The organism is Microbacterium sp. HD4P20, from assembly GCF_019449275.2.
Classification (GTDB): Bacteria; Actinomycetota; Actinomycetes; order Actinomycetales; family Microbacteriaceae; genus Microbacterium.
The window spans coordinates 1-21522 of sequence record NZ_JAHZQZ020000001.1; the positions used below are offsets into that span (position 1 = coordinate 1).

A 21522-nucleotide genomic window follows, 5' to 3' on the forward strand; every position below is an offset into this window, starting at 1 on the left:
GTAGGCGTGGAGTCGGTGCAGGAATGCCGACATCACGTCACGTGTGACCACGCCCCCTGGCCGATACTCCACCACACCGTCGACGGTCCAGCCAGCGCTGATCCCCGTAGAGGCCATCCATGCGATTTCCTCGTAGAAGACGTTGTCCACCGCGACGTCCGTGAACGGCGAGACTGTCGGCGCGACGAAAGACGGCTCACCGGCCATCCGATAGAGGAACGCGGCCATGACGTCACGGGTGACCGACGCGCCCGGACGATACTCCAGCGAGTCACCCACCTCCCAGCCACCACTGATCCCCGTGGAGGCCAGCCATGCGATCTCTTTGTAGAACGTGTAGGTCGCGGGCACATCAGCGAACGGCGACACAGCCGGCGGCGTGTACTGCGGCTGTCCTGCGAGCCGATACAAGAACGCCGCCATCACATCACGCGTCACCGCCGCGCCCGGACGAAATTCCTTCGCCCCATCAGGAAGCGCCCAACCAGTCGAGATCCCCGACGACGACAACCAGACGATGTCCCTCGCGAACACGTTGAACACCGGCGACGACGACACCGACGACACATCCACAAATGGGGTATCTGTCGCCACATGCTGCGTCGAACCGAACCAGTCGACAAAGAAGTGGAAGAAGTTGCGATTGCCATACGACGCGCATCGGTCGCTTGAACTACCGTAGCCCGCGGCGATGGCGGCCTTGTTCGGCTGGTAGGGGGTGTAGTAGTAGAGATTCGCCGTCGCCTGATTCTGAATGTAGACGGGCGCCGACCCACATTGGTCAACCCACCGGCCGTCGACCAGAAACGGCGGGTGCCAAAGAACGTTCCATGTCCTCCCCGGCGCGTACCAGGTGAAGTACTGACTCGTGCCGGGCGGATTGGCATACCGCTTCATCTGCCACGCCGCACCAAGGACCTGGTTAAAGAAGCCGTGATACCGCGCATTGCAGTCAGCAGTATCTGGACATCCCTGGCCCATGGCGCGCTCGAATCGCCAGTCGCTGGGCCATGTATGGGTGATCAAGCTCTGCTCTTTCTCCAGCATCACGAGCAGAACTTGAGGGTTGATCCCACATGCTTGCGCGACTTTGAAGATGATCGTCGACGCGCGCTCGCGTGACCCTCCGGCGTACGCGTCGCACATCGCGTCTGAGTTGGTAACGCGTGACGTGTCGTATGAGTCCCTCAGACAGGTGTAGCCAGATCGGCAGGATGGCACCTTCGCTTCCAGGAATGCCTGGATCTGACCCTCATTCATCGAGTTCTTGTGGAAGAACACTGCGTCGCTGATGATGTTGCCAGGCTGGAACTTCGTGAGGTCTGCCGCCGGTACGACTCGAGCGCCAGTGGCGGCCGAGCTTGCGGCGATCCGACTGGATGCGATCGCTGCAGCCGGCGCGATCGCGCCGACGACAAGTGCCAATGCTGCAACGACGGCAGCAACGATCGATGTTCTTCGCGCACCTGTGCCGATTCGCCGAGCCCCCGCCATGTGAACAGTGTGACGGAAGTGGCGAATGATGACAAGCCAGTCCCGCATGCGCAATCGCGACACGCCACTTTTGAGCGAATCTCGGAGAACTCCTAGAGCTCCGCGTGCAGCATCCAGACCTTGTCCGCGGCTCCACTCCACGAGAACGATCGCCCACGGTCGCCCGCCAGCACCCCGAGCCGCTCAGCGGCAGAGGTAGACCCCAATCCCCTGGCGAGCGCTTCGCCCATCGCTGCCGCCACCTCCGCGGCATCCGCGCCCGACACCAGCACTCCCCCGTCGACCACGACCTCGTCGTGTATCGCCGAGGAAGCGGCCACAACGGGCACACCCAAGGTGAGAGCGTCCACAACGCGCCACGGGAACGCCGCGCGCCGCGACGGCGCCACGAACGCCACCGCGCCACCGAAAACCGCTCCGCGGTCCGCAGCATCCAACGATCCGCGCACGTGCATGCGCCGCTCCGGCAGCCCCGCCGCCGACGCGAGCTCGACGACGGCGGGCTCGTGCCCCTCTTCGACGTCGATCACGACGACGGGAAGATCCACACCGGATGCCGCAACCGCAGCAAGTCCGGCATCCAATCCCTCCGAACTCCGCGGCCCTCCCGAAAGCAGAATGAAGCCCTCGGGCAGATCCAGCGCCCGACGGCGCCCGATCTCGTCCGACGGAACCGAGAACCCGAGCGGCGACGCCCCGGCGATCACCCGTGTCCGGTCGCGGAGCTGCGGCGCGATCTCGACCAGCCGCGACGCGAGCGAATGCGTGGGGACCACGACGGCGTCTGCGTACTTGACGGCCCGCCGCAGCATCGCCTTCTGCCAGGCGACGACGGCCCTCGGCAGCTCGGCTGGCGCCTCCCAAGGCCGCAGATCCCATACGGTCACGACCGTCTGATCGTTGTTGTGCACGCGGTCGTGCTTGACGAGTGGGGCGAACAGCGACGGCGAGTGGATCAGGCCGGCGCCGAGTCCGGTCGCCAGCCCGAACTGGAGGGCGCCCGACAGCTCACGCCGCGCGAGCGCCGCGCGCCGTACACCGGCGAGCCCAGGCACCAGCTGAGCGACGTCTTCGCCTCCGGAGGGCGCGATGGCCTCGACCTCGCACCCCGACGGGGCGCCGGCCACCAGCGCGCGGGCAAGCTCGCGCGATGCCTCGGCCAGTGGCCGATCCGTGGGCGCCACGACCTGATCGAGCACGACACGCAGGGTCGCGACCACGTCAGCCCTCCGGCTCGGGGGTCGGCGTGGGCGGGTGCAGGGCGTCGTGCACCAATTCCTGGATGTACGCGTAGTCGGGGTTGAACTCGTCGATCCCGCCCTTGGGCGTCAGTTCGAGCGTCGTAACCGGCTCTTCCCGCGCCTTCAGCGCAAGGTCGGCGAGGAACGGTACGAGCGACTGCGGCAGGTCGGTCTGCACGATGTCGGACCCGGCAGCCGCGATCTCTTGGAACCTCGTCAGCACCGTCTGCGGCGTGAACTGGGCGAGCATCGCCTGCTGCAGGATGCGCTGGCGCTCCATGCGGTCGAAGTCGTCCGTCGTGTAGCGCGACCGGGCGTACCACTGGGCGGTGTCACCGTCCATGTGCTGCGGACCCGCCTCGATCCACCCGATGGCCCACTCGTCCACTGGCTGACCGGCGTACGCCGGACCGCCGCCCTTGGGCAGGCGCTCGGCGACGTCGATCTCGACCCCTCCCAGCGCGTCGATCAGCGACGCGAAGCCGTGCATGTCGATGAAGACGTAGTACGGGATCTCGATGCCGAGGATCCCTTCGGCCGCGTCCTTGGTCGCTTCGATGGCCGGCGCGGAGCCGCTGGCGGTCGCATCCGGATACAGCGCGTTGCCGTCCTGACACACCTCTACCTCGGTGCGCAGCTGATTGATGCCGCTCCCCCACCCGCAGCTGGGGTCGGCATGCCCCTCATGGCCGTTCGGGTAGCGGTCCTGCATGGGACCAGGCGCGAACGGGAAGTGCGGCATGTCACGCGGGATGCCGGTGATCGTGGTCGCGCCCGTCTCGGCGTTGACCGACACGACCGAGATGCTGTCGAACCTCATCGAATCCCGGCCTTCGCCGCTGTCGGCACCGAGCAGCAGGATGTTGTAGTACCCGTCCGACGGTTCCACGACAGGACCGGTCGCCTGGAAGATCGCGCCGAGCGTGTCGCGTGTCGTGCCGGCCACGTTGGCTGCGTAGGCGGCGCTCCCGCTCGCGACCACCAGCAGCGCGACGGCGAGCCCCGCGATGCCGAAGCGCGCCGCCGGCGCGGTCTTGACGAGACGCACCAGGCGCAGCGTGTCGACGGTGAGGACGATCCACAGCACGGCGTACGCGATCAAGAGCCCCTGCGCGATGAGTAACGGCAAAGGCCGCAGCAGCGCGAGGAAGTCGGGGATCCATGCCCCGGTCACGATACTCAGTCCCGCGGTCGGCGCGAGCAGTGCAAACAGCCCGGCGATGATGACCAGCGTCCACAGCAGCAGCGTCGATCCGAGTCCGATCCGACCCAACCGCCGGTTGCCGGCGAGGGCCTGCGCCGACCCGGGCATCAAGAAGTTCAGCAGCACGAGCCACCACCCGCGCTTGGTCATGACGGCTCGGGACGAGGCATCCGGATGCCGCATCGGGCGTTCCTCGACGACGGCAGCCCTTCGCCCGGCGGAGGTTCGCGGCGGACTCATGACGCTCACAGCGACTCCTTGAGCCGCCGGTTCTTCTCTTCGACCTGCCCCTCGAGCGTGCGCGCGTACTCCTCGACGCGGTCGGCGACCGCCGGATCTGAGGCGCCGAGGATCCGTGCGGCGAGCAGTCCGGCGTTCTTCGCGCCATTGATCGAGACCGTGGCGACGGGGATGCCGGCGGGCATCTGCACGATGCTCAGCAACGAGTCCAGCCCGTCGAGGGTGGCCAGCTGCACCGGCACCCCGATCACGGGAAGAGCGGTGACGGATGCCAGCATGCCGGGCAGGTGCGCTGCGCCACCGGCACCCGCGATGATCGCCTGCAGCCCCCGGCCTCGCGCCTCGCGGCCGTAGCGCATGAGCTTGTCGGGGGTGCGATGGGCCGAGACGACCTCAACCTCGTGCGGAATGCCGAAGTCGGTCAGCGCCTGCGAGGCGTCGCTCATGACCCGCCAGTCCGAGTCGGAGCCCATCACAACGCCGACCAGCGGCGCGTCAGCAGAATGCAGGTGCCCAGTCACCCGTCAAGGCTAGGGCGCATGCCTGGAAGAACCCCGCAACGGCGCGGCTCAGTCGACGAAGAAGGATGCCGCGGCGCGGGCCTCGTACGCGACGTCGTCCAGGTCGTCTCCCACGACGTTCACGTGCCCCACCTTGCGACCGGGTCGCGGCGCCTTGCCATACGTGTGGATCTTGGCGGCCGGATGATCGGTCATCGCGGCATCGAACCGCTCGTCAAGTGAGCCCTCGGCCGGCCCACCGAGGATGTTCACCATGACGGCCCACTCCGACAGGGGCGACGGGTCGCCGAGCGGCAAGTCCAGGACGGCGCGCAGGTGCTGCTCGAACTGACTGGTCACCGCGCCGTCCTGACTCCAGTGCCCGCTGTTGTGTGGCCGCATCGCCAGTTCGTTGACGAGCAGGCGCTCGTCGGTGGTCTCGAACAGCTCGACCGCCAGCATCCCGGTCACGTCCAGCCCCTCGGCGATCGTGATCCCGATCCGCGCGGCGACCTCTTGCAAACGGCCACCGGAATGCGGCGCGGGGGCGATGACCTCGGCGCACACCCCTTCCCGCTGCACGGTCTCGACGACCGGATACGCTCTCACTGCTCCGGAGGGACGCCGCGCGACCTGCTGCGCGAGCTCCCGGCTGAAGTCCACGAGCTCCTCGACCAGAAGGGCCCCGCCGTGCGCGTCCTCGGCCAGCGTCGCGAACCAGTCGTCGGCCTCGGTTCCGGCCGAGACGACGCGCACGCCCTTGCCGTCGTAGCCGCCGCGCGGCGTCTTGACGACGGCGCGGCCGCCGTGCTCGTCGAGGAATGCCTGCAACTGCTCGGCATCGGTGACGGCGGCCCAGTCCGGCTGCGGCATCCCGAGTTCCTGCAGGCGGGCTCGCATCACGAGCTTGTCCTGCGCGAACCGCAGCGCGTGAGGTCCTGGGTGCACCGCGACGCCTGCGTCGACCAGGGCGGTGAGCACGGCCTGCGGCACGTGCTCGTGATCGAACGTGACCACGTCGACATCGCGTGCGAAGGCGAGCACGGTCTCGGCGTCGCGGTAGTCGCCCACAGCGGTGGCAGCGAGGGATGCCGACATCCCGTCCTCCTCCGCGAGTACGCGCAACTCGATCCCGAGTTCGACAGCCGGCGCGATCATCATGCGGGCCAGCTGCCCTCCGCCGACGACTCCTACTCGCAGCGCCATGCCGCTCCCCTCTCGATGGTCAACTTCTCCATCATCCCCCACCGCCGCGCATCACGCCGAGGCGAGCAGTCCTGGTCGACCCGGGCGTCGAAACCGCGCCTTGGGGGTGGGAGGGGTCAGAATATGAGAGTGACTCAGCCGTCGAGCATCGCGGGTCGTCCCCTGGCGCCCGCACCGGGCGCGCCGACGCCCGAGTTGCGCGTCGCGCGCTTCCGCTCGCACGCTCGCCGGCTGACGTGGTCGGCTCTGGTGCTGATCGCCGTCGCGGGCGTGTGCGGCTACTTCTACGACAACCTCCCGGCACCGCTCGAGAACTGGATGCTGCTCACCGCCGCCGCGGGCATCGTGCTGCTGCTCGTGCTGCTGCCATTCCTGGCGTGGTGGTCGCACGTGTACACGATCACGACGCGGCGGGTGCTCGAGCGCTCGGGCATCTTCGGATCGCGGCGCCGCGAGCTGCATCACGTGCGGGGCTACACGGTGCGGGAGCATCGCGGCATCCTGCAGCGGATGTGGGGTACCGGCACACTCACGCTCACCAACGGCGTCGACCAGCCGATGCGGCTGAAGAACATCCCGCATATCGGTCTTGTGCACGAGGCGCTCGTCGACCAGGTCGAAGTGAATCAGATCCTCGCGCACCGCGATGCGCGGCCGCTGCCCCCGGGCGCGAGTGAGCACGACCCGAACGCTTAGCGGGTGCGCGGGAGGCTGGGCGCGTGTTGTCTCGCTTCGCTCGCTCAACGACCGGAGAGAAGCGCTCTCGCTCATCGACCGAAAAGTAGCGCGGTCAGCGCACGTGAACGACGTCGCCGGCCGATACGGCGCTCTCGAACTCGTCCTGCTGCAGAACGATCAGCCGGCCCTCCTCGTCGATGCGGCTCGCGCGCCCGCGCAGCGTCTCGCCATCAGGGAGGGACACCGCGACGTCACTGCCGATCGTGCTGCAGAGCGACTGGATCCCGGCGAGAACTCCGGCTGCCGCAGCGTTGCCGCGCGCGCCGATGAGGGCGCCGAGCTGCTCGTCGAGAGCCTCGAGGTAGTCGGCGAGCAGGCGGTCCTCGTCGCACTCGATGCCCACCGCCTCGAACGACGTGGCCGTCTCGACGGGAAGATCGCTGAACGGCATCCGCGTGTTCACGCCCGTGCCGATGACGACGGCATCCGGATGCCCCGGCACGACCTCCGCCAGGATCCCGCACACCTTGCCGCGATCCAGGAGGACGTCGTTGGGCCATTTCAGAGCGGCGGTGTGCGAGGCGTCGGGAAGCTGCGCACGGACGGCCCGCGTCATGGCCGCACCCGCGATGAGCGGGATCCAGCCACGCGAGGCGTACGGAATACCCGATACACGCACGACGGTCGACACGGCCAGCGCCGTACCCGGCGGCGTGACCCACGTGCGGTCGAGGCGACCCCGACCGGCGCGCTGGTCGGTCGTGAGCAGGAGCGACAGGTGCGGCCACTCGTCGGGTTCTTGGACAACGTGGTGCACGACGTCGGCGTTCGTGGATTCGGTCGTCTCGACGACCTGCACGCGAGGGCTGATCGCGGCGGTCAAGGGGTATCCGGCTTCGTGGATCGGCATGTACGCCACGTTATCGACGTCGTCCGCGCCGGGATAGGCACAGCGGATGCCGCGACCCCTTGTGCAAACCCTCCAAGGGATGCCGTGGGCCCGCCGATAGGGTGGAACCCGTGACCGACCAGCCCGATCTCTTCACGACCGCCGGCAAGATCGCCGACCTCCGCGCCCGCTATCAGGAGGCCGTCCTCGACGCCGAGACGGTCGCGAAGCAGAAGCAGCACGCGAAGGGCAAGGGCACCGCCCGCGAGCGCATCGATCAGCTGGTCGACCCGGGCAGCTTCGTCGAGCTCGACGAGTACGTGCGGCATCGCACCACCGCGTTCGGCATGGATCGCTCCCGCCCGTACGGCGACTCGGTCGTCACCGGTGTCGGCACGATCCACGGTCGCACCGTCGCGGTGTATTCGCAGGACTTCTCGACCTTCGGTGGATCGCTCGGCGAAGTCGCCGGCGAGAAGATCATCAAGGTGATGGAGTTCGCGCTGCGCTCCGGCATCCCGATCGTGGGAATCCTGGATTCCGGCGGCGCACGCATCCAGGAGGGCGTCGTGGCCCTCGGCAAGTACGGTGAGATCTTCCGTCTCAACACGCAGGCGTCCGGTGTGATCCCGCAGATCTCCATCATCATGGGTCCGGCCGCGGGCGGCGCCGTGTACTCCCCCGCGCTCACCGACTTCGTCGTGATGGTCGACAAGACCAGCCAGATGTTCGTCACCGGTCCCGACGTGATCAAGACCGTCACCGGCGAGGACGTCGGCATGGAAGAGCTCGGCGGCGCCTACACGCACAACACCCGCTCGGGCGTCGCGCACTACCTCGCCGAGGACGAAGACGACGCGATCGACTACGTCCGCACGATGCTCGGTTTCCTTCCCGATAACAACATGGCCGAACTGCCGGTATACGAGGCGGAGTTCGAGTTCGAGACGACGGATGCGGACCGCGCACTGAACGCGATCATTCCGGACTCCCCCAACCAGCCCTACGACATCCACGAAGTGATCCGCGGGATCGTCGACGCCGAGGACTTCCTCGAGGTGCAGCCGCTGTTCGCACCGAACATCGTGATCGGTTTCGGCCGCATCGAGGGTCGCAGCGTCGGCATCATCGCCAACCAGCCGTCGCAGATGGCGGGGACGCTGAACATCGAGGCGGGCGAGAAGGCGAGCCGCTTCGTACGGTTCTGCGACGCCTTCTCGATTCCGATCGTCACGCTGGTGGACGTGCCGGGCTACCTTCCCGGCACCGATCAGGAGTGGACGGGCGTGATCCGCCGGGGTGCGAAACTGCTCTACGCGTACGCGGAGGCGACTGTGCCGTTGGTGACGGTCATCCTGCGCAAGGCGTACGGCGGGGCGTACATCGTGATGGGATCCAAGCAGCTCGGAGCCGACATCAACCTCGCGTGGCCGACCGCCGAGATCGCCGTGATGGGCGGGCAGGGCGCGGTGAACATCCTGTATCGCGGTGAGATCAAGCGCGCCGAAGAGGCCGGCGAGGATGTCGCGGCGGTGCGCACGCGCCTGGCGAACGAGTACACCTACAACGTGGCATCCCCGTTCCTCGCCGCCGAGCGCGGCGAGCTGGACGGCATCATCGAGCCGGCGCAGACGCGCGTGTCGATCGCCAAGGCGCTGCGCGCGCTGCGTGGCAAGCGCGCGAGCCTGCCGCCCAAGAAGCACGGGAACATCCCGCTGTGAGCGCGCTCCGCGTGTGCGAGGCGGCCGTGGGCGAGGTGGCACGATGACGATCGCCGACGACGACATCGAGCCGGTGACCATCGACGTGCACAGCGGCTCGCCGACGGAGGACGAGCTGGCGGCGCTGATCGCCGTGGTCACCGAGGCGTACACGGGCGAGGCGGCCGAGGCCGTCGCCGATGACCGTCGCTCGCGCAGTGCGTGGGAGCTCTCGCAGCGCTCGCTGCGCCAGCCGCTGCGTCGCGACCTCGGCTGGGGACGCTTCGGCGGATAGGCAAGGCGGGCCCGCCGGATTTGTCCCCCGAAATACCTACAGACGGGGGTCTTGCGTTCCGGTGATACTTGTATCGCTGGAACGCTTCTGCGTTCGGCCGATCCGATCTCCGCTCTGCGGACTACCCGGATCCGGCCACGCGGACGGTTTTCGGGTAACCGTTCGCTAGGCGAGGGGCGGGCGGCTTCGCCGCCCCTCGCCTCCTTCGACCCCGTCCCCTGTCCGGCTCTCCCTCCCCCTGCTGGATAGGGGATGCGCCTGTGTGGGATCGGATCCTCGCCCGCGCCCGTTCAGCCCTTGTCAGCCGGGCGGCCTGCGTCGGCGGGCCGGGCCGCATCGGGGTGTGGGATCTCTTGCCACAGGTCGACGGCGTCCTCGTCACTGGGCGCCCCGACAGAGGTCGAGCGTCCGACGACCGTCACGGCGATCCGCGCGTCGGGCGACGTGCGGATGTACAGGCGGTCAGAGCTGGCCGAGCGCAGCGTGTCGGCGAGCTGTAGTCGGATGATCGAAAGCGTCTCTTCGTCGACGTCGTCGAGTCCGCCCTCGTCGAGCACCGTCACGTTGGCGCCGCGCCGGCGTGCGCGCTCGAGTTCGGCACGCACGTCGTCGTCGAGCAGGCGCGGCCCCCGCATCTCGTCGCGCAGACGACCTTCGGCGATCCTCGCCTCGAGGCGGTCCGCGTCGGTGAGCTCGCCACCCTGGGCGACGGTGCGAGTCAGGACGGGCCCGGCCACGACCAGGGCCTTCTGCACTTGGACGCGGCGTTCGCGCTGACGGACGACCTGCGACGTCTGCCAAGCGGATGCCGCCCGCTGCAGCATCGTCAGTCGTGCCGTGTCACGCGCGGCGCGATCGATGGAACGCACGAGCAGCTGCGCGCACGTGACCCATACGACCGAGCCGACGAGTCCGAGAGACAGCGCGGGCAGCGGCCCCATCCACGCCATCGAGGCCGCCGTCAGCATCGCGATGCCCACCCATGCCGTCCACGGCCGGCGACGGACCATGACGATGGTCATCAGGGCGCCGATCCCGCCGAGGTACCACGTGGCGAACGACTCCGTCCGTGAGTCCGGACCGACGGCGATCGCAATCGCGCTGGGCACGATCGCCGCTGCCACGAGCGCGAGGATCTGTGCGACCGCGGGAAGCGGACGAGGACCCCGGATGCCGCTTCCCTCGGTCTGCACGCCGTCATCGACGGCGACCGGCTCCCAGAAGATGCAGAGCCACGTCGTCACGAGGTACAAGGCGAGCGCGGCCACGACGACCAGGGGTTGCGGGACCGGACCCGTCCACCACAGTCCGCGGGCCGCGAGGTAGGCCGTGAAGGCGATGGCGAGGACCACCAGCACGTTCTTGACGCTGATCATGCCGCGGTCTCCCACCAGGTCAGTCGCACGACGGTACCTTGCGGGCCGGTCTCGAGGTCGGCCTGGCCACCCACGGCTGCCACCCGCGCGACGATGGACGCGCGGATCCCGAGCCGGTCATCGGGGACGGCGTCGAGGTCGAACCCCTCGCCGGCGTCGTGCACCTCGATCCGGACTCGATCGGCGGAGCTTCGCAGCGCCACGCCCAGCCCGGCCCCGCCGGCATGCTGGAGGGCATTGGCGATGGCCTGCGTCGCCGCCAGCACGAGGGCGCGCGCCACTCTTCCGGGAATCTGGGAGCTGTCGGGCGAGATCTCGCGCTGCACATCGACGTCGACGCCCAATTCCCTGGCCGCGGCTTCGATGTCGGTCGCGAGAGTGTCGGCGTCGCTGGGCTCGTCCGGCCCCTCGTGCGCATCGTGCTCGGTGTTGGCCAGACGGGTGAGCGCTTCGCGTGCCATCGTCGCCGCGAGGGAGCGTTCACGCGGCGTCGTGGCGCGCTCGGCGGCGATCAACGCAGCCAGCACGCTGTCGTGCATGAGCGCGGCGACCGCAACCCGCTCCTGCTCCGCGGCATCCGCTGCTGCCGCGCGCGCATACGACGAGACGGCCCGCGCTCGCGTGCCGTCGACGTTGGCCGCGATCGAGCGGAAGAGCCAGCCGAGGGTGAGGATCACGCCGCCGAGGATCAGGGCGAACGAGACGTCGAGGCCGACGGCGATCCAGTACTCACTGGCGAATCCGCCCTGCATGAGCCGGACGAGCCCGAAAAGCACCGGCGCGAGAATGGTCCAGCAGATCTGCAGAGGGAGCGGAAAGGCCAGAACGGCCGCGAGCGCAGCGATGTTGACGAGGTACCAGATCCACGGCTCGTCGACCGATCTCGGCTCGATGCCGGCGGTGGCGATGGGCCATGCGGCCAGAGCGAGGACGTAGATCAGCGCGAAGGCGCCGGCCGCGACCCGCACGCCACGGCCGATGACGCATGCCAGCACCATGACCGCGAGCGAGCCGAAGACGGCAGCCATGAGCGCCTCGTGCCAGCCGGGAAGCTCGTCCGAGGGCCCGAGGGCCGTCAGGAACGCCTGGATTCCGAGCACGAGCGAGCCGAAGGCGCCGGCGACGAGGGAGATGATCCGCTCCACGCGGGACCGTGTGAAGGATCCGATCCCTGTCGACGCCTCACGCGAGTGCGGGATCTGGCCCCATGCGGTGTCGAGCACACCGGTCTGGCCGTCAGCGGCCACGCGCGAAATCCCCCGAGTCCCCGGCGGTTTCGGCGAGCAGTCCGTCTTCCATGGCCCGTCGCAGCAGGTCGACCTTGGTCGGTGCGGGGCGACCGACCTCGACGTACTTGACGCGCACGCGGGTGATGTTCTCCTTGGCCGTGGAGTAGGCGACGCCGAGTCGGTCGGCCACCACCTTCAGCGGCAGGCCTGCAGCGTACAGGCGCAACACCTCGCGCTCGCGGGCCGAGAGCTGTGCGTCGGCGAATTCGCGGTCGCCCTCGACCGCACTGGCCCACTCCACGTTGTTGAGCGGCTCGCCTCTGGCCACGGTCATGATCGCCGCGATCACGTCGTCGATGGGCGACGATTTGCTCACGACGCCCGCGGCGCCCGCGGCGAGCGCTTCGCGCACTGCGGCGGGACGATCGGCGACGCTGTGGATGATCACACTCGACCCGTCGAGTACGAGGCGTCGAACGTTCTCGGTGACCGTGGTGCCGTCGCCGAGTGTGAGGTCGAGCACGACGACGTCGGCCGGAGCTGACGACGACGACGCGCGCCACTTCAGGTACTCCGTGACGGTGCTGCCCGAGAAGACGACTTCCTTCGTCGCCGCACGCGCGCACGCCGCCTCGAGACCGAGCCGCACGGACTCATGGTCGTCGATCAGAGCCACGCGCGTCATGCCGCCAGCCTAGCCACGTGCGTCCTGCCGCGTGAGGACGGCGACGGCCTCCACGTGGTGCGAGTTCGGGAAGAGATCCAGCGCGTCGACCGACGCCGCCTCGTAGCCGGCGTCGCGGAACGTCGAGAGGTCGCGCGCGAGCGCGACCGGGTCGCACGCGACGTACACGACGGTCGCCGGCGCAAGGGCGCCGATACGCTCGACGACCTCGCGTCCCGCCCCGGAGCGGGGCGGGTCGAGCAGGACGACTCCCCGTGACAGACGCTCGCGTTCGCTGACGGATGCTTCGGCATCCAGCCGCGCGAGCCACCGGTCCACGCGCCCGGTCTCGGCGCGTGCGCCGACCCACTCGGCGAGGTTCTCGCCGGCGTGCTCGGTGGCACGCGGATCGGACTCGACGGTCGTCACCCGCGTCGAAGGGCCGCCGAGGTCGCCCAGCGTCGCGGCGAACAGCCCGACGCCGCCATACAGGTCGAGATGCCACGCGTCGGGGTCGATCGCCGATTCGTCGAGCCGATCACCGCGCAGCCGCGAGGCCACGAGCGCGGTCAGCGTATGAGCGGCGAGGCGATGAACCTGCCAGAAACCGCCGGCGTCCACGCGGAACTCCCGGCCGCCGACGCGTTCGACGACCACCTCGGCCTTGGGCGCGGTGCGGGCAGGGCCGGACTTCGCCGGTGCGCCGCGACGACGGTGGCGCGCGGCATCCGCTCGTCGCTCCGGCCGGGCGATGATGCGCACGCGGCCGTCGGCGGGCTGGACGAGATCGATACGTCCCGGCTGGTGACCACGCAGCGCGAGGGCAGCCTGCTCGACCTCGACGGTGGCGAGGGGGTGACCGTCGACCTCGATCACGCGGTGGCTGCGGGCCGCATAGGGACCGACGCGACCCTCGTCGTCGACGTGCAGACTGACGCGGGTGCGCCAGCGCGTCCCGTCCGGAGTCTCTTGGTCGACGACCTCGAGCGTGTCCGAGAGGACAGGGCCGGCGGCAGCCATGGCCGCGGTGGGCGCGGCGATACCGCCGAACCGCTCGAGCGCCTCGAGCAGCACCCGCAGTTTGAGCTCCCGCTGGTGCGCGAGCGCGATGTGGCCGAAATCGGCGCCACCCGGACGCTTCTCTGGCGCGACATCCACATCGGCCTGGCGCCACACGTGCGGTTGCCGATGCGGCGAGGCATCGAGCACCTCGAGAGTCTCTGCGCGCCAGAACGACTTCTTACCGGTGTCGGTCAGACGCGCGCGCACGCGCTCGCCCGGGATCGCGTCGGCGACGAACACGACGCGACCTTCGTGTCGGGCGACGAACACCCCGCCGTGTGCGACGCCGGTGATGTCAAGATCGATGGTCTCGCCTGGTTCACTCACCCTCCGACTCTCGCACACCCCTCTCTCTCCCCCGACCCGTTCCCTCTCGTCCCCCTTCCGCGCCGAGCATGTCGGTTTCACGCCGAGCATGTCGGTTTCACGCCGAGCATGTCGGTTTCGCACCGAGCATGTCCCCCACATGGTCGCGGGAGAACCCACATGGTCGCGGAAGAACCCACATGGTCGCGGAAGAACCCACATGGTCGCGAGGAAAAGGACATGGTCGCGAGCAAACCCACATGGTGGCGAGGAAACCGACATGGTCGCGGAGAAAGGGACATGGTCGCGAGGAGGAGGGACGAGGTGGGAGGGATACTGGGGGCATGCGCGTGTGCCTCGCCTCGACCTCGCCCGCCCGGCTGATGCTGTTGCGGCAGTTCGGCATCCGACCCTTCACCGTGGCCCCCGACGTCGACGAGGAGGGCGTGATCGCCGCGGTCGAGGCCGCGGAGGGACGACGGCTTGCCCCCGACGAGCACGTGCTGCTGCTCGCACGGCGAAAAGCCTCCGAGGTCGCAGCGCGGCTGGCCGACGACATCCCCGATTTCAACGGCATCGTGATCGGCGGCGACTCGATGTTCGAGCTCGACGGCGAGGTGCTCGGCAAGCCGTACACACCCGACAACGCGATCGCCCGGTGGCGAGCCATGCGCGGGCGCACCGGCGTGCTGCACTCGGGACACGCCGTCGTGCGCCTCGAGCCGGGCGTGCCCCCGCGCGAGGTGCATGCGACGGCCGCGGCATCCGTCTCGTTCGTCGATGACGTGACGGATGCCGAGATCGAGGCGTACGTCGCGTCCGGGGAGCCCCTGCACGTGGCCGGCGCGTTCACCGTCGACAGCCTGGGAGGCGCGTTCATCGACCGGGTCGACGGCGATCCGTCCACGGTCGTGGGGATGTCGGTGTCGACCCTCCGACGCCTCGTGCGCGACCTTGGCGTGGAATGGACGGCGCTGTGGAACACGACCGATCCGTCACTCGACGACACGCGGAACTTGTCGTAGGAATCCCACGTTTCTGCTCGGTTCTTGTACGAACCGGTCAAAAGTCCGATCAAACCCGTCGGTAGGCTGGCGTTCATGCCCCACATCGCCAAGGTTCTCGTTGCCAACCGCGGCGAGATCGCCGTCCGCGTCATCCGCGCCGCCCGCGACGCCGGCAAATCATCGGTCGCGGTGTACGCCGACCAGGACCGCGATGCCTTGCACGCGCGTCTCGCCGACGAGGCGTACGCGCTCGACGGCTCCACCAGCGCCGACACGTACCTGTCGATCGACAAGATCCTCTCGGTCGCTCGCCGCTCGGGCGCCGACGCCGTGCACCCCGGCTACGGCTTCCTCGCCGAGAACGCCGACTTCGCACGTGCCGTGATCGGCGCAGGCCTGGTCTGGATCGGTCCGTCGCCGGCCGCGATCGAGGCACTCGGCGACAAGGTCACCGCCCGCAGCGTCGCCGAGAAGGTGGGCGCTCCGCTCGCCCCGGGTACACCCGGTCCCGTCTCGGGCGCCGACGAAGTCGTCGCGTTCGCGCGGGAGGTCGGCCTGCCGATCGCGATCAAGGCCGCCTACGGCGGCGGCGGTCGCGGACTCAAGGTCGCGCGCACTCTCGAAGAGGTGCCCGAGCTGTTCGAATCCGCGACGCGCGAGGCGATCACCGCCTTCGGGCGTGGCGAGTGCTTCGTCGAGAAGTACCTCGACAAGCCGCGGCATGTCGAGACGCAGTGCCTCGCGGATGCCGCCGGCAACGTCGTCGTCATCTCGACGCGCGACTGCTCGCTGCAGCGCCGCCACCAGAAGCTCGTCGAAGAAGCGCCGGCTCCATTCCTCAGTGAGGAGCAAAACCGCATCCTGTACGAGTCGTCCAAGGCGATCCTGCGCGAAGTGGGCTACGTGGGCGCAGGAACCTGCGAGTTCCTCATCGGCGCCGACGGCACGATCTCGTTCCTCGAGGTGAACACGCGCCTGCAGGTGGAGCACCCCGTCTCGGAAGAGATCACCGGCGTCGACCTGGTGCGCGAGCAGTTCCGTATCGCCGAGGGCGAAGAGCTCGGCTACGACGACCCGATCCCCGACGGGCACTCGATCGAGTTCCGCATCAACGGTGAGGACCCCGGTCGCGGTTTCCTCCCCCAGCCCGGTCCGATCCACGTGTTCAAGACGTTCGGCGGTCCCGGCATCCGTCTCGATTCCGGTGTCACCGCCGGCGACAGCGTGAGCGGAGCGTTCGACTCGCTGCTGGCCAAGATCATCGTCACCGGCCGCGACCGCGCCGAGGCGCTGGAGCGCGCCCGTCGCGCTCTGGACGAATTCGAGGTTGCGGGCCTACCCACCGTGCTGCCCTTCCACCGCAAGGTCGTGCGCGACCCCGCCTTCACGGCCGAGCACGGCCGGTTCGGCGTCTATACGCGATGGATCGAGACCGAGTTCGTCAACGACATCCCCGCGTGGGATGGCGAGCTCGAGGCCCCGAAGCCGGCCGAGCACCGTCATACGGTCGTCGTCGAGGTCGCCGGCAAGCGCCTCGAGGTGAGTCTGCCCGACCGCGTCGTCTCGGCGCCCGGCTCGAGCGGTCGCCCCGCCGCGGTGCCCCCGTCACGCCGTTCGCATGCGCCGACGGTCATGGCCGGGGCATCCGGAGACGCCGTCAAGGCGCCCATGCAGGCGACGATCGTCAAGATCGCCGTCGAGGACGGCCAGCAGGTCGTCAAGGGCGACCTCGTGGTCGTGCTCGAGGCGATGAAGATGGAGCAGCCGATCCAGGCGCACAAGGACGGCGTCATCGGCGGCATCAACGCCGCACCCGGGGCCACCGTGTCAGCGGGCCACCAGCTGCTCACCATCAGCTGAGGTCGTTTCTCAGGGCGGCCTGGTTCGGCCGCGGCCGCCCAGCTCCCGTCAGCCATCCCGCCTCCCCCCGCCTCTCTCCGCCGAGACCGTACGTTCTCGCCGAGCGACCATGTCGTCGACGCAAGCAGGGTGCGTTCTCGGCGAGAACATGCGTACTCGACGGGACTTGGAGACGCGAAGCCAGGACTGGCGACGCGAAGCCAGGACTGGCGACGCGAAGCCAGGACTGGCGACGCGGAGCCGGTGGCGGAGGAGCTGCCGGCGCCGCGACGGGCTCAGCCGCCGTAGACCGTGTGGTCGACGACGTGCATCGCGCGCGCGGCATCCGTGATGCTGCTCGACAGCGACGGGTACACCGCGAACACGCGCGAGACCTGGTCGACGGTCAGGCGACGCTCGACGGCGATCGCGATCGGGTAGATCAGCTCGGAGGCACGGGGGCCGACGATGACCCCGCCGATCACGGTGCCACTGCCCTGACGGGCGATGAGCTTGACGAAGCCGTCCTTGATGCCCATCATCTTCGCGCGCGGGTTGGCCGCCAGCGGCAGCTTGTGCACGACGCCGTTGATGAGGCCGTCCGAGATGTCCTTCTCCTGCCAGCCGATCGTCGCGATCTCGGGGGCGGTGAAGATGTTGGAGGCGATGCGGCGGTGCTCCAGCGGGATCACCACGTCGCCGAGCGCATGGAAGACGGCGGTGCGCCCCTGCATCGAGGCGACCGAGGCGAGCGGGATGAAGGTGGTGCAATCGCCGGCGGCGTAGATGTTCGGAACCGAGGTGCGCGCGACGCGGTTGACCTGGATGTGCCCCGAGTCGGTCATCTGCACGCCCGCCTGCTCGAGGCCGATGCCGGCGGTGTTGGGCACCGAGCCGACGGCCATGAGGCAGTGACTGCCCTCGACGGTGCGACCGTCGCTGAGGGTGACCACGACGCCGTCGCCGACGTTCTCGACCTTCGCGGCCCGTGACTTCGACAGCAGCGTCATGCCGCCGCGCTTGAACACCTTCTCGAGCACGGCCGCGGCGTCGGAGTCCTCGCCGGGCAGCACCTGGTCGCGACTGGAGACGAGCGTGACCTTGGCGCCGAGGTTCATGTACGCGCCCGCGAACTCGGCCCCGGTGACGCCCGAGCCGACCACGATGAGGTGCTCGGGGATCGCCGTCATGTCGTACAGCTGCGTCCACGTGAGGATGCGGATGCCGTCGGGCGTGGCGCTCGGAAGCTCCCGCGGCGACGATCCGGTCGAGACCACGAGGGTGTCGGCCTCGACGCGGTCGAAGTCGGTGCCGCCGGGACCGGTCGAGACGACCACCGCATTGTCACCCTCGAGTCGTCCGTGGCCCGAGATGATGCGAACGCCCGCCTCGACGAGCGAGGCCCGCATGTCGTCGGACTGCTGCCGAGCGAGCGAGAGCAGCCGCTTGTTGACGGCGTTGAGGTTGATCGCGATCTCGGGCTTGAGCGGCTTGCCATCCTTGCCCTTGGCGAACAACTGCACGCCCAGATCGCTGGCCCCCGAGATCGCCACCGCCGCGTCGGCTGTCGCGATCAGCGTCTTGGACGGCACCACGTCGGTGATCACGGCCGCGCCGCCGATGCCGGCGCGTTCGACCACCGTCACCTCCGCTCCGAGCTGTGCCGCGGCCAGCGCCGCTTCGTATCCTCCGGGTCCGCCGCCGATGATGGCAACGCTCTGCGTGGTCTCGAAGCTCAAGGACATGTGCTCCATTCTCCACCGCCGGATGCCGCGGCCACGACAGTGCGGCAGCACCGGCGTCTCCGGACCCCGCCGGCCTTCGCTGGAGCTCGCGGCGCCTCGCTGGCCCTCGCGCCGCCGGGTTCCTAGAGTGGGGGCATGTCAGACACCACCGGCAACCGCCTCGACGATCCCGCCGCCGACCCGTTCGAGGTCGCCGCCGCGGCCGCACAGGACATCGCGCGCATCACCGGCGTCGAGCGCCACGACATCGCGCTCACCCTCGGCTCGGGGTGGGGGAAGGCCGCCGAGCTCGTCGGCGAGACGACGGCGTCGTTCCCCGCGACCGAGGTCACCGGTTTCAGCGCTCCGGCCCTTGCCGGCCACGTCGGCACGCTGCGCAGCGTCGTGACCCCCAAGGGGCGGCGCGTGCTGGTGATCGGCGCACGTACCCACTTCTACGAGGGGCACGGGGTTCGTCGCGTCGTGCACAGCGTGCGCACGGCCGCGGCCACCGGTGCGCGCACGATGGTGCTGACCAACGGGGCCGGCGGCATCAAGCACACCTGGACTCCGGGTCAGCCGGTGCTCATCAGCGACCACATCAACCTCACCGGCGCGTCGCCGCTCGAGGGGGCGACCTTCATCGACCTGACCGACCTCTACTCCCTGCGGCTGCGCGACCTCGCGCGCACGATCGATCCGAGCCTGGACGAGGGGGTGTACTGCCAGTTCCGCGGTCCCCAGTACGAGACGCCGGCCGAGGTGCGGATGGCGAAGTCCTTCGGCGGTCACATCGTGGGCATGTCGACGGCGCTCGAGGCCATCGCGGCGCGGCAGGCCGGCATGGAGGTGCTCGGCTTCTCACTCATCACGAACATGGCCGCCGGCATCCAGACCACTCCGCTCAGTCACCACGAGGTCATCGAGGCCGGCCGCGAGGCCGAGCCGGTGATCTCGTCGCTGCTCGCTCGCGTGATCGGGGCGATGTGAACGGGGCGGAGGTGCCGGCGGCCGACCCTGAACGTCAGGACCCCGCTCCCGCCTCGGTGCCCGCGGGCGCCGACTCGATCCTCGAGGCGGCGCGGGCATGGCTCGCGCAGGATCCCGACGGCGAGACCCGCACCGAACTGCGCGAGCTGCTCGCGGCGGCCGAGGCCGGCGAGGACTCTGCGGTGGCCGAGCTGACCGACCGGTTCTCGGCGCGACTCGCCTTCGGCACCGCCGGACTGCGCGGGGCGCTCGGGGCCGGCAGCAACCGCATGAACCGCGTGCTGGTCGCGCAGGCTGCGGCCGGGCTCGCGTCGTATGTGCGCGAGCGGGCGGGCTTGCCGGCGATCGACGAAGGCGGGACGGATGCCGCGGGCCGGGGCGAGACCGCGCACGCGCTCGTGCAGCCCCCGAGCGTCGAGGCCCTGGAGGCGGAGGGGCCCCAGTCCCCCGGCATCCTGGACGACGCTCCGGTGGTGGTGATCGGATTCGACGGTCGTCGCAATTCCGATGTGTTCGCGCGCGACTCGGCCGAGATCTTCGCCGGTGCGGGGCTTCGTGCGATCCTCCTGCCGCGTCTGCTGCCCACCCCCGTGCTGGCCTTCGCCGTCCGCCACTTCGGCGCTGCGGCGGGCGTCATGGTCACCGCCAGCCACAACCCGCCGGACGACAACGGCTACAAGGTCTACCTGGGCGGTGCCGACGACGGCTCGCAGATCGTCGCTCCCGCCGACGCCGAGATCGCCCGGCACATCCAGGCGGTGGCGGATGCCGGAGACATCAGCACGCTCCCGCGCTCGCTCGGGTTCGAGGTCGCGACGGAGGAGGTCGTGGACGCCTACGTCGCTGCGACGGTCGAGGTCGCCCCTGCTCCGGCGGGCGCCGCTGGGCTGCGCTGGGTGTACACCGCGATGCACGGCGTCGGATGGGAGACTCTCTCGCGCATCGTCGCGGCGGCCGGCTACCCGTCGCCCGTTCCGGTGACTCCGCAGCTCGATCCGGATGGCACCTTCCCGACTGTGGCGTTCCCCAACCCGGAGGAACCGGGCGCTATGGATCTCGCCTTCGCGGCCGCGCGGGAGGCCGACGCCGACCTCGTGATCGCGAATGACCCCGACGCGGACCGTCTCGCGGTCGCGGTCCCGGACGAGACGGCGAACGGTGGCTGGCGACGCCTGAGCGGCAACGAGATCGGCCTGCTCCTGGGCTGGCGCGCCGCGCAACGAGTCGCAGCCCAGGGAGCGACCGAGGGCGCATCGCTCGCGTGCTCGCTGGTGTCGTCGCCCGGGCTCAAGGCCGTCGCCGAGCATTACGGCCTCGGCTTTCACGCGACGCTCACCGGCTTCAAGTGGATCTCGCGCGCGCCCGGCATGGTCTACGGCTTCGAAGAGGCGCTCGGCTATCTCGTCAATCCCGAGACGGTGCGCGACAAGGACGGCATCTCGGCCGCCGTGGCAATCCTGGGGATGGTGTGCGAAGCACGCGAACGCGGCGCCACACTGGCCGACCTCCTGCACGAGTTCGACGACACGTTCGGCTCGTTCGCGAGCGATCAGGTGTCGGTGCGGGTCGATGACGTGTCGCAGATCGCCCGAATCATGCGGGAGCTGCGGTCGCGGCATCCGGAGTCCGTCGGCGGAGCCGCCGTGGACCGAGTGGACGACCTGCTCGACGGCGTCGACGACCTTCCGCCGGGCGACGTCCTGCGCCTGTGGCTGACCGACGGCTCCCGCGTGATCGTGCGGCCGAGCGGCACTGAGCCCAAGCTCAAGCTGTACCTCGATGTGCGGGGCGATTCACGCGAGGACGCCGCCGGGCGCATCGCCGAGCTGGCAGACGGGGCGCACGCGCTGCTGGCCGAATACGGCGGCTGAGCACCGG

The 21522-nt window shown here is 69.4% G+C and carries 18 protein-coding genes; 7 read left to right on the forward strand and 11 right to left on the reverse strand.

What is annotated here, in order from left to right; genetic code table 11:
• From K0817_RS00005 to K0817_RS00025, 5 genes are all read right to left on the reverse strand, one after another.
• On the reverse strand, positions 1-1542 hold a 1542-nt coding region (locus K0817_RS00005; protein WP_219978291.1), incomplete at its 3' end, for an S-layer homology domain-containing protein.
• Between the two features lie 44 nt (positions 1543-1586).
• The gene (locus K0817_RS00010) at positions 1587-2714 is read right to left on the reverse strand and encodes a glycosyltransferase (RefSeq protein ID WP_219978292.1); all 1128 of its coding nucleotides are present in this window, start codon (positions 2712-2714) and stop codon (positions 1587-1589) included.
• Position 2715: 1 nt separating this feature from the next.
• Complete coding sequence (locus tag K0817_RS00015) at positions 2716-4188, reverse strand: LCP family protein (protein ID WP_219978293.1); 1473 nt, start codon at positions 4186-4188, stop codon at positions 2716-2718.
• Positions 4185-4652 (reverse strand): 5-(carboxyamino)imidazole ribonucleotide mutase, encoded by a 468-nt coding sequence (gene purE / locus K0817_RS00020; RefSeq protein WP_219978424.1) that lies wholly within the window; start codon positions 4650-4652, stop codon positions 4185-4187. Before purE ends, K0817_RS00015 begins: the two co-directional genes overlap by 4 nt.
• 96 nt (positions 4653-4748) lie before the next feature.
• On the reverse strand, positions 4749-5885 hold the full coding sequence (locus tag K0817_RS00025) for a 5-(carboxyamino)imidazole ribonucleotide synthase (protein WP_219978294.1): 1137 nt from the start codon (positions 5883-5885) through the stop codon (positions 4749-4751).
• A 129-nt stretch (positions 5886-6014) separates the two neighbouring features.
• Between K0817_RS00025 and K0817_RS00030 the strand changes: the two genes are divergently transcribed.
• Positions 6015-6581 (forward strand): PH domain-containing protein, encoded by a 567-nt coding sequence (locus K0817_RS00030; protein WP_253735074.1) that lies wholly within the window; start codon positions 6015-6017, stop codon positions 6579-6581.
• A 94-nt stretch (positions 6582-6675) separates the two neighbouring features.
• On the opposite strand, the gene K0817_RS00035 is transcribed toward K0817_RS00030, so the two are convergent.
• Positions 6676-7473, reverse strand: a complete 798-nt coding sequence (locus K0817_RS00035; RefSeq protein WP_219978296.1) for a biotin--[acetyl-CoA-carboxylase] ligase — start codon at positions 7471-7473, stop codon at positions 6676-6678.
• Between the two features lie 101 nt (positions 7474-7574).
• On the opposite strand from K0817_RS00035, the gene K0817_RS00040 reads away from it, so the two are divergent.
• Both K0817_RS00040 and K0817_RS00045 read left to right on the forward strand, forming a co-directional pair.
• Positions 7575-9173, forward strand: coding sequence for an acyl-CoA carboxylase subunit beta (locus tag K0817_RS00040; protein ID WP_219978297.1), 1599 nt, complete (start codon positions 7575-7577; stop codon positions 9171-9173).
• A 43-nt stretch (positions 9174-9216) separates the two neighbouring features.
• On the forward strand, positions 9217-9447 hold the full coding sequence (locus tag K0817_RS00045) for an acyl-CoA carboxylase subunit epsilon (RefSeq protein WP_219978298.1): 231 nt from the start codon (positions 9217-9219) through the stop codon (positions 9445-9447).
• A gap of 290 nt (positions 9448-9737) precedes the next feature.
• On the opposite strand, the gene K0817_RS00050 is transcribed toward K0817_RS00045, so the two are convergent.
• From K0817_RS00050 to K0817_RS00065, 4 genes are read right to left on the reverse strand one after another with little or no spacing between them, the layout of a single operon-like run.
• Positions 9738-10823 (reverse strand): hypothetical protein, encoded by a 1086-nt coding sequence (locus K0817_RS00050; RefSeq protein ID WP_219978299.1) that lies wholly within the window; start codon positions 10821-10823, stop codon positions 9738-9740.
• Entirely contained in the window at positions 10820-12070 is a 1251-nt protein-coding gene (locus tag K0817_RS00055; RefSeq protein WP_219978300.1) for a sensor histidine kinase, read from the reverse strand. The genes K0817_RS00050 and K0817_RS00055 overlap by 4 nt, the downstream gene beginning before the upstream one ends.
• Positions 12060-12737: a response regulator transcription factor gene (locus K0817_RS00060; RefSeq protein WP_219978301.1), complete on the reverse strand. Its 678-nt coding sequence runs from the start codon at positions 12735-12737 to the stop codon at positions 12060-12062. The genes K0817_RS00055 and K0817_RS00060 overlap by 11 nt, the downstream gene beginning before the upstream one ends.
• A gap of 9 nt (positions 12738-12746) precedes the next feature.
• On the reverse strand, positions 12747-14105 hold the full coding sequence (locus K0817_RS00065) for a TRAM domain-containing protein (protein WP_253735075.1): 1359 nt from the start codon (positions 14103-14105) through the stop codon (positions 12747-12749).
• Between the two features lie 323 nt (positions 14106-14428).
• Here K0817_RS00065 and K0817_RS00070 point away from each other — a divergent pair, with 323 nt between their 5' ends.
• Positions 14429-15109, forward strand: a complete 681-nt coding sequence (locus K0817_RS00070) for a nucleoside triphosphate pyrophosphatase (RefSeq protein ID WP_219978303.1) — start codon at positions 14429-14431, stop codon at positions 15107-15109.
• 75 nt (positions 15110-15184) lie between these two features.
• The gene (locus tag K0817_RS00075) at positions 15185-16951 is read left to right on the forward strand and encodes a biotin carboxylase N-terminal domain-containing protein (RefSeq protein WP_219978304.1); all 1767 of its coding nucleotides are present in this window, start codon (positions 15185-15187) and stop codon (positions 16949-16951) included.
• A gap of 275 nt (positions 16952-17226) precedes the next feature.
• Here the strand turns inward: K0817_RS00075 and K0817_RS00080 are convergent, their stop codons facing one another.
• Positions 17227-18684 carry an NAD(P)H-quinone dehydrogenase gene (locus K0817_RS00080; protein WP_219978305.1) on the reverse strand — a complete coding sequence of 486 codons (1458 nt, stop codon included), beginning with the start codon at positions 18682-18684 and terminating at the stop codon, positions 17227-17229.
• A gap of 126 nt (positions 18685-18810) precedes the next feature.
• Between K0817_RS00080 and K0817_RS00085 the strand changes: the two genes are divergently transcribed.
• Both K0817_RS00085 and K0817_RS00090 read left to right on the forward strand, forming a co-directional pair.
• Positions 18811-19644, forward strand: a complete 834-nt coding sequence (locus K0817_RS00085) for a purine-nucleoside phosphorylase (RefSeq protein ID WP_219978306.1) — start codon at positions 18811-18813, stop codon at positions 19642-19644.
• 56 nt (positions 19645-19700) lie between these two features.
• On the forward strand, positions 19701-21515 hold the full coding sequence (locus K0817_RS00090; RefSeq protein ID WP_219978426.1) for a phospho-sugar mutase: 1815 nt from the start codon (positions 19701-19703) through the stop codon (positions 21513-21515).
• The last annotated feature ends 7 nt before the right edge of the window (positions 21516-21522 follow it).

Bases quoted from the DNA above. Each gene is read 5' to 3' on its own strand.
- purE (WP_219978424.1), bottom strand. From the start codon at position 4,652: ATGGGCTCCGACTCGGACTGGCGGGTCATGAGCGACGCCTCGCAGGCG.
- K0817_RS00025 (WP_219978294.1), bottom strand. From the start codon at position 5,885: ATGGCGCTGCGAGTAGGAGTCGTCGGCGGAGGGCAGCTGGCCCGCATG.
- K0817_RS00035 (WP_219978296.1), bottom strand. From the start codon at position 7,473: ATGCCGATCCACGAAGCCGGATACCCCTTGACCGCCGCGATCAGCCCT.
- K0817_RS00045 (WP_219978298.1), top strand. From the start codon at position 9,217: ATGACGATCGCCGACGACGACATCGAGCCGGTGACCATCGACGTGCAC.
- K0817_RS00050 (WP_219978299.1), bottom strand. From the start codon at position 10,823: ATGATCAGCGTCAAGAACGTGCTGGTGGTCCTCGCCATCGCCTTCACG.
- K0817_RS00060 (WP_219978301.1), bottom strand. From the start codon at position 12,737: ATGACGCGCGTGGCTCTGATCGACGACCATGAGTCCGTGCGGCTCGGT.
- K0817_RS00070 (WP_219978303.1), top strand. From the start codon at position 14,429: ATGCGCGTGTGCCTCGCCTCGACCTCGCCCGCCCGGCTGATGCTGTTG.
- K0817_RS00075 (WP_219978304.1), top strand. From the start codon at position 15,185: ATGCCCCACATCGCCAAGGTTCTCGTTGCCAACCGCGGCGAGATCGCC.
- K0817_RS00080 (WP_219978305.1), bottom strand. From the start codon at position 18,684: ATGGAGCACATGTCCTTGAGCTTCGAGACCACGCAGAGCGTTGCCATC.
- K0817_RS00085 (WP_219978306.1), top strand. From the start codon at position 18,811: ATGTCAGACACCACCGGCAACCGCCTCGACGATCCCGCCGCCGACCCG.